General features: G+C 54.9%; 12 protein-coding genes and 1 pseudogene. 8 read left to right on the forward strand and 5 right to left on the reverse strand.

All coding sequences use genetic code 11. The features are described 5' to 3' along the window. Nucleotides 1-511: 511 nt before the first annotated feature. Nucleotides 512-1146, forward strand: a pseudogene (locus J7416_RS16195) (IS6 family transposase); the annotation flags it as partial. A 232-nt stretch (nucleotides 1147-1378) separates the two neighbouring features. Here J7416_RS16195 and J7416_RS16200 read toward each other — a convergent pair. After that, nucleotides 1379-1828, reverse strand: a complete 450-nt coding sequence (locus J7416_RS16200; RefSeq protein ID WP_209226271.1) for a MarR family transcriptional regulator — start codon at nucleotides 1826-1828, stop codon at nucleotides 1379-1381. Beyond that, nucleotides 1825-2961 (reverse strand): twin-arginine translocation pathway signal protein, encoded by a 1137-nt coding sequence (locus tag J7416_RS16205; RefSeq protein WP_209226274.1) that lies wholly within the window; start codon nucleotides 2959-2961, stop codon nucleotides 1825-1827. The genes J7416_RS16200 and J7416_RS16205 overlap by 4 nt, the downstream gene beginning before the upstream one ends. Before the next feature lie 439 nt (nucleotides 2962-3400). On the opposite strand from J7416_RS16205, the gene J7416_RS16210 reads away from it, so the two are divergent. Both J7416_RS16210 and J7416_RS16215 read left to right on the forward strand, forming a co-directional pair. Continuing rightward, nucleotides 3401-4237 (forward strand): ABC transporter ATP-binding protein, encoded by an 837-nt coding sequence (locus tag J7416_RS16210; protein WP_209226276.1) that lies wholly within the window; start codon nucleotides 3401-3403, stop codon nucleotides 4235-4237. A gap of 4 nt (nucleotides 4238-4241) precedes the next feature. Beyond that, nucleotides 4242-5876, forward strand: a complete 1635-nt coding sequence (locus J7416_RS16215; RefSeq protein ID WP_209226277.1) for a putative ABC exporter domain-containing protein — start codon at nucleotides 4242-4244, stop codon at nucleotides 5874-5876. On the opposite strand, the gene J7416_RS16220 is transcribed toward J7416_RS16215, so the two are convergent. Next, on the reverse strand, nucleotides 5791-6147 hold the full coding sequence (locus tag J7416_RS16220; protein WP_209226278.1) for a hypothetical protein: 357 nt from the start codon (nucleotides 6145-6147) through the stop codon (nucleotides 5791-5793). The genes J7416_RS16215 and J7416_RS16220 overlap by 86 nt on opposite strands. Nucleotides 6148-6203: 56 nt before the next feature. Continuing rightward, complete coding sequence (locus tag J7416_RS16225) at nucleotides 6204-7124, reverse strand: LysR family transcriptional regulator (protein ID WP_209226279.1); 921 nt, start codon at nucleotides 7122-7124, stop codon at nucleotides 6204-6206. Between the two features lie 115 nt (nucleotides 7125-7239). Between J7416_RS16225 and J7416_RS16230 the strand changes: the two genes are divergently transcribed. Genes J7416_RS16230 through J7416_RS16240 form a run of 3 tightly spaced genes read left to right on the forward strand, consistent with a single transcriptional unit; the run spans nucleotide 7240 to nucleotide 9536 of the window. Then, nucleotides 7240-8190, forward strand: a complete 951-nt coding sequence (locus J7416_RS16230; protein WP_209226281.1) for a glutathione S-transferase C-terminal domain-containing protein — start codon at nucleotides 7240-7242, stop codon at nucleotides 8188-8190. Continuing rightward, a complete protein-coding gene (locus J7416_RS16235; protein WP_209226282.1) occupies nucleotides 8190-9119 on the forward strand; it encodes a DMT family transporter in 930 nt (309 codons plus the stop codon). Before J7416_RS16230 ends, J7416_RS16235 begins: the two co-directional genes overlap by 1 nt. A gap of 39 nt (nucleotides 9120-9158) precedes the next feature. Beyond that, nucleotides 9159-9536 carry a nuclear transport factor 2 family protein gene (locus J7416_RS16240; RefSeq protein ID WP_209226283.1) on the forward strand — a complete coding sequence of 126 codons (378 nt, stop codon included), beginning with the start codon at nucleotides 9159-9161 and terminating at the stop codon, nucleotides 9534-9536. A gap of 117 nt (nucleotides 9537-9653) precedes the next feature. Here the strand turns inward: J7416_RS16240 and J7416_RS16245 are convergent, their stop codons facing one another. Next, nucleotides 9654-10580, reverse strand: coding sequence for an MBL fold metallo-hydrolase (locus tag J7416_RS16245; protein WP_209226285.1), 927 nt, complete (start codon nucleotides 10578-10580; stop codon nucleotides 9654-9656). An 81-nt stretch (nucleotides 10581-10661) separates the two neighbouring features. Between J7416_RS16245 and J7416_RS16250 the strand changes: the two genes are divergently transcribed. Then, nucleotides 10662-11573: a LysR family transcriptional regulator gene (locus J7416_RS16250; protein ID WP_247744338.1), complete on the forward strand. Its 912-nt coding sequence runs from the start codon at nucleotides 10662-10664 to the stop codon at nucleotides 11571-11573. Nucleotides 11574-11817: 244 nt separating this feature from the next. Then, nucleotides 11818-13218, forward strand: a complete 1401-nt coding sequence (locus J7416_RS16255; RefSeq protein ID WP_209226288.1) for a S8 family serine peptidase — start codon at nucleotides 11818-11820, stop codon at nucleotides 13216-13218. Nucleotides 13219-13223 lie beyond the last annotated feature (5 nt).

The raw sequence follows: 13223 nt of genomic DNA on the forward strand, positions 1-13223 counted from the left end.
GGGATCTCAAGCAGACCGGGGGTGCCATAGGTGGACACCGACTGCGCCTGTGCAAGGCCCGTCGCCAAAACGCAAACCAAAGCCAAAAGGCCCGTTCGCAGGTGTGTAACTGCTCGAATCTTCACGTGCTTTATCGCTTTTTTGGACGACGCCCTAATCGCTTCCCCGCAGAGCGTCTTGCCTCAGTACTACGGAGGGCGCATTTCTTTTGTGTTTGTGGTGAAAATGCAATTTTTTTGCGCCGTGAAAAAAGGCCACGGTTGCGGTCAAAACAACCAAAAGGCGACCCATCACGCCACGGGCCGCATCATCCCAGACCAAATGCCGCTACGCCATCCATACCAAAACGCTTTGTCGCAAACTTTGACCATTGACGCTCATGAATGCAGAGAGTGAAAAGCCGCTGTTGTATGTCAGCCGAAAGCCCGCCAATGATCTCGTTTTAAGGCAAGCAATACCCGAAGAGGCATTGCCAACTTGCTTGCGCGTTGTGAACAGGTTTCGGCTCCGCATGAAGATACTACCCAAAATGCCTCGTCCGAAAGGCTTTTGTTTTCCGCGCAAGATCATCGCCTATGCAGTCTGCGTCCACCATCGTTTTCTACTCAGTGCTGCGGATGTTGAGGATCTGCTCGCGGAACGCAGTGGAAGGTCAGTCGGTAAACGATCCGGCAGTGGGTCAACCGCTTTGGCGGTCAGTTCGCGAATTGCATCAGACGAGACCGGCCAGCCGCAGCCGACCAATGGCATTTGGACGAAATGGTCACTACGATCAACGGTCGGCAATGCTGGCTTTGGCGAGCCTTGGACGCGAACGGAGATACTCTTGATACTCTCGTCTAACCTCGGCGGAGTGCTAAGGCTGCCCGACGCTTTCAGAAGCGGTTGATTTCGCAGTTCGGCGAACCCTGTGTAGTGATCACGGACAAATTGCAAAGCTATTTCAAGCCGATCCGCGATCTTGCGCCGATTGCAGATCACCGAGCACACAAAGCGTTGAATAGCAGCATCGAAGGATCACACAGACCTGCTCGAAAGCGTGAAAAGCGCATGGGACGCTTCAAGTCCCCAAAGCAGGTGTAAAAGTTTTTTGTCGCTCACGACCAGATCAAAACCGTGTTTCAACCCCGCCGCTATCAACTCTCCACCGTCTCAAACCACTTATTCATGGATCAAGGAGGACACTTCCAATTGGATCCGATGCGGGCTGGTCGTACGCGTTCGCTGGCTTCGTCAACACTGCGGGTAATCTTTCAAGAGTGGAGGTTGGTCGCCCCATTTCTGGGCGTCCACTTACGAATACTCTTTTTTGAAATGCGCAAACCCATGCATCCGCGAACGCTCACCGGAAGTCTGCCAGGCAAGTCAAATTCAACTTCTAACGATTATTGTCCAGATGCTTCCGAAGTTCTGCAAGATCAGCCTTGGTGCGTTGCATGATGGCCAGTTGATCAGGCCCGATAAGATGCCCAAAGACCTCGCTAACACGAACAATGGCTTGGTCCCTGAAAGTGCGACCTGCCTCGGTTAGATAAACAAGCTTTCCACGCCCGTCTTCGGGATCAGGGCTAACAGAAATGTAGCCTCGCTCCTGAAGCACCTTGAGGGAATGTGTCATAGTGTTCTTCGTCACCTGCATCGCGGATGCGATACGCACCGGTGGTTTGCCGTCACCGAGACGAGCAAGATGGTTCAATATTGAGAAGTGTGATGGATGAACCCCATCGGGCAAGGTTTTGGCCAGTATCGTGGTCGACAACTGGTTGATGATCCCAATTTCAGTAAAGTACCCGAACACCTCGGTTGCGTTTTCGTTGTCTTTTTTCACAAATCCCCAATCTTGTCTTCTATCGGCCAACGCGGGCTGAAGGCTACTTTTGGACCGTAGCCGATCCTTGCCAGCATTTGAACCGTTCCGCCATCAGGTGCCAAACGCTCATGAGTTGTTTTGTAGTGTGTCGACATTTCAGGATACTCCTGCAAGGCTTGACTCAGAGGCTGGAAGCCTAACCCTTCTGCAGTGCATGCCAGATTGATCCGAAGCCAATCCGCGCCAGCGCCAATCTGGTCGCGACGCATGTTTCCAGGTGTTACCATCCAAAGATGGCCCATTGCAGTTTTGGTGTTTTCCGTAACCGCTTTAAGACCTTCTTGAAACCCGGTTGATGTGGGATCAAGCAATGCTTCACGCGTCATGACCCCGACAAGCGAAAGAGTTTCAAAAAGTGCGCCGCTAAAGTCAATTCCATCTGGGTTGGCATTTACTTCTGCCTTGCCGATCCGCATGAGGTCCACACTTTCCTTGTATGTGTGAGGTGTCTCGATCTCGATCATCAGAGCTTCGGTTGTCAGTTTTCTCCAGAAGGCAATTTGTTCCGGATCAATCGAGCCACCAATTTGCGAGTGATTTCCGACCGACAAAACACGGGATAAGGCCTGAAACCCGACAGTTCGCTCGGTGTCATAGGGTTCCTTGTTGGAACGCCGGTCCTGCACATGTGCAAAAAGTGGGTCGATCACTGGTGCCACCTCTTTGAATTTGATGAATGCAATCGGGCGGTCATCGAGCCCCGTTTGGTCTTCGCCTTCGGGGAACAGGGTTATGTCAAGATCGTATCCGTCTGCTTTGGCAGCCATCCGCATAAGTTCGAGGAAACAACCCAAGCCAATGGTCAGTTGGCGATCATACGGATCGGTGTACGGTAACTGCTTTTCCGTATCGAAGAACAGAGTCACTGCATCATCACCCCGCAACGAAACAATCCAAGGTTGGCGATTGTGGGGATTGGGGGCGAGGATAGCATGTGACAGAGCGTTCATTCTTGGGTCAGAGTAGGTTCCCGCCATCGACCAAGGTGCAAGTGCAGAAGTCGGCGTTCGTGTCGCCGCGAACGCTGTCACGCCGCCTGCCGCCAAAATGACGCCGCCGCCTGCAAGTTTAAGAAAGCTTCTTCGTTTCATAGCGATCTCCTAATGTTCGGCATCGAACTATATAGTACGATATCGAACTTGTCAAATTGACTTAGCCCAGTGTGACGGAGCGCTTGGAGCAAACCAGTGCAAGCTGAAGCATGCGCAGAACGACCAGCGGCCGGACCAAAGCAGACGTTCAGCACGAAATCGAGAGTCTGCGGGCGCGACCCGCTTTGCTGACATTCGCTGCAAATCCAACAACAGGATACTTGCGAACTCACAACATGCAGGGCTTCGCAGGCATTCCGGTGTGACAACCTGAGGTCAGCTTTGGAAGATCAGTAGTTAGAACTCACCACTTCTTTTGGTACAGCAAATCGACGCAACCTTAAGCACATCCCAGTGCGCCAACTGTGTATTTCCGCTGTTTCATAACGCAATGGGCATAACAAATAACTTGAAAAACAGTTTTGGACTTAGAAATGACATGAATTGGTCCAAAAACTTCGATGACTTGAGCGGTAAAGGCCCATGTAGGCCCGCTAAACTGGCGGCAAACCAGAGAATCTCGAGCAACCATCATATGATCAGAGTCACAGACTTCAGCAAACAATACAAAGGCTTCACGGCCGTGAAGAACCTTAGCTTTTCGGTTGAACCCGGCCAAATCCTAGGGTTGGTTGGTTCGAATGGTGCAGGCAAGACGACGACCCTGCGTGCCTTGTGCGGGATTGTCCCTCCGACCTCAGGGCACCTCTTGGTTGCGGGCCATGACATTGTACGCGAGCCAATAAAAGCCAAACAGAATATCGGCTATATTCCTGATGATCCGCGGCTTTTTGACACCATGACGGTCTGGGAGCACCTGGCCTTCACTGCAGCGGCTTACCAACTCGTAGATTTTGAGGAAACCGCCGAAGCGCTTCTTGTGTCCTTCGAGCTTACTCATAAGCGCGATACGCTCGTCCATAACTTGTCTCGCGGTATGCGCCAGAAGGTGGCGATTGCCTGTGCCTTTTTACACGATCCCAAGGTGATCCTGTTCGATGAGCCGCTGACGGGGCTCGATCCGCAGGGGATTCGAGGCATCCAGCAGGCGATCCGCGAACGTGCGCGGTCCGGTGCCGCCATCATCATCAGCTCGCATCTTCTGAGCCTGTTCGAGAACTTGTGCACGCACATAATGGTGTTGAACCTTGGTGAATGCCGCAGGTTCGGCACAATGAGCGACGTGCTGAGCGAGGTCGGCGAGACCGACAGTAACTCGGCCCTGGAAGAGGCGTATTTCAGCATCACCCAAGACAAAGAAATGGCTGAAGTTTAAAGATATGGATTCCGCGCTTTTTCGTCTTCTTTTGATGCGCCTGCGTGGCGGTATTCGCCTGCGTCTGATCCAATTGACAACTTTGCGCGGCCTGCTCTTTTCCGTTGCTTTTTGCGGGATCATTTGGCTGCTGTTGTCCGCAAACGGCTCATCTCTGGAAACGGGGTTCCTGGCTGACGCCGCCTCGGATCGCCAAGCTTTGAACACGCAGATCAGCACTTACATGCCACTCGGTATGCTTGCGATGTCCCTGCTGACGGTCGCACTATCCGTCGGGCCTACGTTTCATTTTTCGCCGGCAGAGATCAATTTTCTTTTCACCGGGCCATTCCGTCGGCGCGACCTGATCATCTACAAATTCGGCGCCTACGTTGCCGGTGCCACTTTAAGTTGTGCGCTCATCACCATCTTTGCACAGGCGCAAACGGGGTCCGCCCTGACTGCGTTTATCGCCTCGCTCCTGACGCTCGTCTTCGTTCAGTTGAACAGCGCCGTCATCGGCATGGCTGGGCAAGCACTGGAAGGCAGCAGGCTTGCACGGTTTCGATGGCCCGCAATTGCGCTGCTTTCCGCCGCTGCAACCGTCACCGTGGTCTACGCCTGGATGACGCCAGAGCGCAGCCTATTCGACCTTCTGTTCGAATTTCGCCACTCGTGGGTCGGTATCATTATCCTGTCACCCTACATTGTGTTTGCCGAACTCTTCGTAGCCCCATCGCATTTTCCGCACCTATTCGTTTGGGCGTCAATCGCGGTCCTCATCAACGCTGCACTGTTGCATCTTGCAATCAAGCTCGACGCGCGCACGACCGATCGTGCCTTAAAGGAAAACGCCCGACAGAGCGACCGATGGGAACGCATAAAACAAGGCGGATCGTTCTGGGCCACTGAACGGACCGAAACACCTTCGATCCGTCGTGCGCCTATTGTAATTGGTTTGGGGCCGATTGCCTGGCGTCAGGCCCTCAACGTTGCTCGCAGTTCATTCAGGGTCGTCGCCGTGTTTGTTGGAATGGCTGCCTGCGTCGGGCCGATCCTTTCCGCGGCCGGTATATCGGTCACAGACTCTCGGGCCGTGTTGTTTTTCTATATCTTTTTTGTGTTTATCCTGCCTAGAACGCTGGTCTGCGACTTTCGCGGTGACCTGACCCGGATGGAAGTCTACAAAACCCTACCCATCACGCCATGGCGCATCTGCGCAGGTCAGCTTGTGACACAGGTGGTTCTGGCCTGTGTCGTTGCTGTGACAATGATCGTCAGCATCGTCGTCTTTCAAGATGGACTCGACATATCCGATGCACTGGCTCTTGCTGCTTTTGTGGTCCCATTGACTGTGCTTCTCTATACCGTAGAGAACACGATACATCTTTTGTTTCCGACCAAACTCCTCCCGATGGGACGGGCAGACTTCGAATTTCTTGGTCGTTCACTTGTCGAGTTCATCGCGAAGTCGATTGCCCTTCTGGCTGCTGTGGCGGCATCGGCTTCCGTGGGACTATTCACATTCACAACGATAAGACCCTCCTTGGTTCTATCGGGGTTGGCCGGCTGGATCACATTGACCTTTTTCGGGCTTTTGGCATTGGTCGCGATGCAATATGCGTTCCGTCGGTTTGCAGTGGCAGAAAACGTTGACTAAGGCGAATACTGGTGACCTCCTGCGCGCCCATCCGATCGGCCATTTGCAGTAGGATTGCACTGCTGGCCGCGCTGATGATGAAGACGTTCCCAGGCGGCGTGGAAATACCGGCAAGCATCATCAAAATTAGTACATCGATTGATGGCATAAGTTTCAGATACAAATCGACCAGCGGCACGATTGAGAAAAACTGACTGCCAAAAAACCTGATATCGGCTGTGACCAGTGGCTCACTCATATGGTCGCGCTCTTCGCCCATTATGGTCTGCATGAGCAGCCTTATCCGACCGATCCAATTTGATTGTTATTGCAACATCGACTCTGTCCCTAAAGCGGACCTGCGTCCATATCCCAATAAGGCTCGTCGCGCCCGATGCGTTCCCCGACGAAATCCAGAAACGCTCGCACTTTCGCCGGCATGTGTTTTCGCTCGGGGAAAACAGCATAAAGTGCTTGTTCAGGCAGGCGATAGTCGGGCAGCACCCTGACCAGACGCCCGCTGGTCAGGTGGGCTCCGGCAATAAAGGTCGGCAGGCGACCGATGCCAAGCCCGTCAAGCAACGCGGTGCACAGAGCCACACTGTTGTTCACCCGCAGACCACCGGATGTCTGAACGCGCACGTCACCCGCGGGACCGGCTAAGCGCCATTCCGAAGGGTCGCGCGAATAGGCGTAGTGAAGGCAGGAATGCGCCAGAAGATCCTCGGGTGTTTCTGGCGTTCCGGACTGCGCAAGATAGTCCGGCGCAGCGACAATCACGCTGTGGATCGGGGCGAGTCTGCGTGCGATCAGTGCCGAGTCCGGCAACGTGCCGGCTCGCAAGGCCACGTCAATGCCCCCTTCGACCAGATCGACAAATTTGTCATCCATCATCAGATCAATTCTGATCCCCGGATATTGCCTGAGGAATGCAGCAATCAGAGGCGCGACATGCAGTTGGCCAAAGGACATGGGTGTACTGAGCCGTAGTAATCCAACCGGTTGCCCCTGCAACGCCGCAACTGCGTCTTCGGCGTCCTGCGCTGCGCCCAGCGCCTGCTCCGCGTGGGCCAGATAGATTTCGCCCGCCTCAGTAAGGGAAATGGACCGCGTCGACCGATGAAAAAGCTGCGTTCCCAGATGGGCCTCAAGCACACCGATCCGCTTGCTGACCGCCGATTTTGTAAGACCCAGATGCCGGGCGGCGGCTGCGAACCCGCCATGGTCCGCCACGGCAACAAAAACGGGGATTGCGCCAATTTCAGTCATGTTTCACGATCCTTTGGGCGAGTTTTTCTCACCTATAAGTTTCAAAATCACACGATTATCATCAAATAGAAAGCCTAATAGGTATCAGCATGTCCTGTTAACGCCGGAGGCTGACATGCCCAAGATGCTTATCAACGGAATTCTGCGTGAAAGACCGCCCGCCTCGGACGGTCGTTTTCACCGCCTGCAAAGCCCATTCACGAGCCACATCAGCGTGCAACCGGGCGCCCCGTTTCCGAACACGCCCGGCCGGTACCACCTGTACCTGTCAAAAGCCTGCCCCTGGTGTCATGGCGTCGATCTGATTCTAACTTTGAAAGGCCTACGCGATGCGTTCAGCATCACATGGATGGACCCGGTCACGTCGGAAAACGGCTGGGTCATCGATCAGACGCTGTTCGACGACCAAAGCGGTGTAGAACGCACCCGCTTCCTTTACGAAGTCTATCAGCGTGCCAAGCCGGATTACACAGGTCCGATCAGCGTGCCTGTGCTGCTGGACAAGACAACAGGCCAGATCGTCAGCACGGAATCGGCCGATATCATGCGTATGCTTCAGGCCGGATTTCCTGATGCCGTCGGTCCCGATCTGCGACCATCGCATCTTTGCGAAGAAATCGACCGGATCGCCGCACAAATTCAGTCACCGATCCGCGAAGGGGTTTATCGCGCCGGGTTTGCCATCAGCCAGATCGCGTATGACGAGGCCGTAACGGCGCTCTTTACCTATCTCGACGCGATTGAAGAAACGCTTGGCCAACACCGGTTCCTGGCCGGAGACGTGCTGACAGAGGTTGACCTTAAGCTGTTTCCGACACTTCTACGGTTTGACCCGGTCTATGTGACGCACTTCAAGACCGACTACAAACGCATCAGCGACTATGTTGCACTGCCCCGCTATCTGACTGACATCATGGCGTTGCCGGGCGTGGCCGACACCGTCGACCTCGCACACATCCGTCAGCACTACTTTCTGAGCCATCGGCACATTAATCCCAGCGGAATTATCCCGATTGGCCCAGCTTCCCTGCGTTCAGTTAATGCTCCGGAAATGAGGGTCGCGTGATGCCAGATATTGTCAGAAGGTCCCCCGTATCCGCGCTGATCATGGCCATCGGTGTCCTGGTGGGTGTAAGTTTCACTTTGTCCAAATTCGTCTCGATGGCGGGAATATCTGCTCTGACCGCGTTGTTCTGGCAGGTTCTGCTGGCAAGCATCGCGCTGTTGGCGTTGTCTCTTCTGTTGAAGACGCGCGTGGCGCTGAACACGCGGCACATCCCCTACTATATCGGCGCCGGAGTTTTCGGCGTCAGCGGCCCCGCTCTGATCGGGTTGCTGGTGCTGGAGCACGTAAGCCTCGGATTCTATTCCGCTCTGGTCACGCTGTCACCGCTGTTTACCTTTGCGATAACGGCACTGATCACGCGCAAGATGCTGCCGTTGCACCGCCTGGTTGGAATTCTGATCGGCCTTGCCGGGGTCAGCCTTGCCACCATGGGTGGGTTTGACCTGTCGGGTGTTGAGCCGGCGTGGATTGCGCTGTCGCTTTTGGGGCCATTGTTTCTGGCCAGCGGCAACGTCTTTCGCAGCTATGCCTATCCACCTGGTGGCGACCCGTTGGGGCTGGCGACCGGAACGCTTCTGTCACAACTGTTGTTGATTATCGCCCCGTTACTGGGACGCGGCAGCACTATCAGCGACGTCTCGGTACCCCCTGCTCTGCTCGGCGCAATCTTCGGCATCGGTTTCATCACCGCGCTCAGCTATGTGCTGACCTTCGAAGTACAGCGGCGCACGGATGGCGTTGGGTTCGCCCAGGTCGGTTACTTTGCCACGCTTTCCGGCATCGCAATCGGTGCAGTTGTCTTTCGGGAACCTCTTGGCCTCGGACTGCTTGGATCCCTCGCAATTCTGTTTCTTGGGCTAGCCGTCACCAACGGCCACCTGAAACTCCCGCCGGTCCTGCACCGACGGTCACAGGTCAACCAGACTTAGACCCACCGATAACTTCCAAACAGAAAAGGAAATCAAAACATGCAGATCACAGCCCCCACCTCCGCAGCCCACGCGCCCCGGATCGCGTCCCTTTACACTGCGGTTGACGCGCTGGACGAAGCTGGCGTTGTTGAGCATGTCACGGAAGACGTTCAATTCCAGCTTGGCAATTTCGAACAGATTGACGGGCGCGCGGCCGTGAAAGCGGCGAACGCTGGTTTCTTTGCCACGATACAGGGTATGCAACATACCATCACTGGCATCTGGTCCAGCGGCAATACTGCGTTCTGCGACGGCACCGTTCACTACACGCGCAAGGATCAAAGCACGCACGACGTGCGCTTTGCTGCACGGTTCAACTTTCGCGAGGACAGGATCGCGGATTACCGGGTGTATGTGGATATCTCGGGTCTTTGATGCCTGCGGTCAGGGCGGCGCGCGTCGCCTGCAGCTCTGGTCGACATCATTGCTGGCCGAGACAGTTCGGCCAGCGATGTTCTTTGTGTTCAGGCTATGGGCTTTGCGAGTCGCGCGCTAAGCATACAACCGGTTGATAAAGTTCAGTATGCCCTTTGCGCCGTAAGCGGGATACTCGGTCCGCATCATCTCTATCGCTTCGTCGGCCGTTTCGCTCTTCAGAGCCACCAGCAAGACGCTCAGATAGGCCGCGCTGTCATCGAACACGCCAGGATGAGCAGGGAGTCCGTGACCGCACAGTACAAGTTCGACGTCTTCAATCCGGGACATTTCATCGATCACATTGATCCAATTGGCGTTATTGCCCAGTGGGAAAAAGTGCGCGTTTGCGAAGGCCAGATCGCCAACGATCAGCGTTTTGGCCTCGGGGATATGCACCACGGAATGAACCTGCGCCTCGGCATCGTCATATTCCAGTATGTTCACACTGACCCCGCCCCAATCGCTGGCACCCAAGGCAACATTTCCTTCGGGTGTCACGAATGTTTCTGGTGCCTCCGGCCCGATTGCCTTTGCCAGATCTTCTATCCTGCCGGAATCGATCCAGCGTTCTTTCATGACGTCGCGAACCTTGGCGGTCGTCACCACCGGCACGTCAGAGAAATTCTTGGCATACCCCGAAAAGTGATCGGGGTGAGGATGCGAAATATGAACCTGCCGGATCGGTTTGCCCAGCGAGTCGACATAGTTCCGGAATTCAGCCGCATGGGATTGGGTGAACTGACAATCCACCAGATAAAGCGCATCGGCGGTTTCAACGATATGTGAGGTCACGAGCGAGGATTGATCGGAAGCCATATAGGTGTGCAAAGTGACTGGCCCGCGCCGCGTGATTTGCACTGTCCCCAGTTCGGCCCTGAAATCCGTGGCATCGGCTGTTGTAGCAACGGCCCTGTTGGCAGCAAATTGTGGCGTTATCAGCCCGGCTGCTGCCGCAGCCCGGATCAGGGAACGCCGCGAAAACGTTGTTGGGTTTTTTGTCATCACATTCACCTTTGAGCTTTTGGACATGGTCGGCGTGCTCAACGATTGTAGGTGTGACCAATTTTGTGTAAATTACACAAAATGAAAGAATTGATTGCAAATAATGCAAGCATAGAACCGACCTCTTACTTACGCGCATTAGGGTATTTCGTGACCGTTGCGGATCGGGGTGGTGTCAGCGCGGCCGCGGATGCGCTGAACTTGTCACCATCCGTAATATCGCGATCCATGAGCAACCTAGAGAAACGGCTCGGCGTCTGCCTGTTTTACCGAACACGGGGCCCATTCCGATTGACGCCAGAAGGTGCCGCTCTTCTGGACCCGGCGACACGCATGCTATCCGCCGCAAGAGAAGCACTTGAGGTCATCGAGGCAGGACGAACTGAACCGTCAGGCTTGCTACGGGTCGGCGTTCATTCCGAGTTTGGCTATGGCTGGTTCCACGAACGGATCGCGGCCTACCGTGCTGATAACCCCAAAGTTTCGCTGGAACTGGTCCACGATGATGCAGTCACGGATTTGGTGCGCGACAGATTGGACATCGCCTTGCGGTTTCGTGCGCCCACGGATGTGCGGCTCTATCAAAAAAAATTGGGTAAATTCGAAATCATCGCCGTGGCCTCGCCCATGATGATCGACCCAAACGATGCAGATGAACCAGCGCGGTTGGCTTCGTTACCTTACATCGGCCGGATGCGCGGGGGGCATCCGGATACATTGTCCGGGAAACACCGCGTTTCCGGTGAAATGTTTGAATTCACGACCCGAGGTATGATCGCCATGGACAACACTCTGGCCACTTTGCATGCGGTCGAGGCTGGTCTGGGAATAGCATTCGTCCTGCGGGAATGCGTGCGTCATGAAATCGAGAACGGAATGCTGGTCCATCTGTTGCCAAGCTACTTTTTTGGCAGCGTCGATCTTTATGCGGTGTTTGGAACATCACCGCCCGCACTGGCAGTGCGCCGTTTGATCGAAGCGTTGATGCGTTGAGACAGCTGACCGGGACCAGACCACACCTGACACTAGCAAAGCAGTTGCAGGCTTTGGCTTCCGAACGCCAAGTCACGACGATCAGAGATCAGCTTTAGTACCCAACCCTAGTCTACTAGCCCGCTTGAGACCGGTTCTAAATTTTCTGATTTGACTGACGGCTATTTTGAAAAGTTCATTTGGAATAAACCCGAGCGCGGAACGTTGTTGTTTTGGATCATGAAAGTCTGAACTGGGTGCGCAAATGAGAAAGATATCAACTCAGCTTTTTAAGGCCAGCCTTGTGCTCAGCTTGTTGTTGCCTCTGCAGCTCGCCGTTCCGATGGACTGGAAGCTATCATTCGTTTCCGTCGCGTGGGCAGATGAGGACGATGACGACGACGGAGACGATGATCGGGATGATGACGGAGATGGCGGAGGCAACGATGGTGCCGGAGGTGGTCAAAGATCCTCAGGGGAAAACCCGCTCGGCAACCTTATCAGACGGTTGACCAACCGACCGCCTGCACCGCAACCCGCGCAGGCCCCTGCCCCTGTCGTACTGCCAACGCGAGCACCTGCAGAAATAGTTGTCGCCGATGCATCGTCCGAAGATCTGGAACAGCTTCTGTCCGAAGGATTTGCAATTACGGCGACAGTAGTCCTAGAAGCCTCTGATCGGGTCCTGACTCGTCTGATTGCACCCGACGGCCAGGATCTGGAAGCCGCGCGTAATCGGGTGCGCGCTCTTCCAACTGGCAGCGCTGCCGATTTCAATCACTATTATCGCTTTGAACAAAGCGAAGCACGCGTGGCATCATCGAGTCCATGTTTGCACGAAAACTGCCCGGCGTGGGAAATGATCCAATGGCCAAGATCGGACGTCGTTCAAACCACCTGTCCCGTGCAAATTCCCGTAGGAATGATTGATACTGGCATTAATGCTGATCACGAAATCATGGCTGGTGCGCGGCTAGAAGTTGTTCAGCTTGCCGATCAAACGCTTGCGCCTTCCAAAGCCATTCATGGCACCGCGGTAGCGTCCCTCATGATCGGCGATCCGAACAGCCGGGTTCCCGGATTGATTCATGGTGCAGAGGTCATAGCGGTAGACGTGTTTGCGCGTAAAGGCTCGGACGAACGCGCGGACGTAGTCTCGTTACTGCGTGGGTTGGATGTTTTGAAGGCCCGCGGCGTGCGTGTAGTCAATCTGTCTCTGACCGGCCCCAACAACAGCCTCTTGGAGGAAATCGTTAATCAGATGGTGGAAGAAGACGGGATCGTCCTGGTCGCAGCGGCGGGCAATGAAGGCCCTTCCGGCGACCCGAGATATCCAGCCGCATTTGACACAGTGCTGGCCGTAACAGCCGTGGATGCTCGGACACGTATCTACCGGAAAGCGCAGCGCGGGCCGCATATCGATCTAACCGCGCCAGGCGTCAACATGCTGTCCGCCACATCCATTCGCGGAGCACGCCTGAAGTCGGGAACCTCTTTTGCCGTTCCTTTTGTCACGGCGGCAGTCGCAATCATGCTGTCGCAAGATGGCGCGTTGTCACCGGATCAGGTTCGGGAGCGTTTGAGAAGTACCGCTCAGGACCTGGGCGCGCCCGGCGCGGATGAAGTCTTTGGCCATGGGCTGCTAAATGCGGCAACCCTGTGCTAGCCTTT

This window comes from Ruegeria sp. R14_0 (assembly GCF_017743975.1).
Lineage (GTDB): Bacteria > Pseudomonadota > Alphaproteobacteria > Rhodobacterales > Rhodobacteraceae > Ruegeria.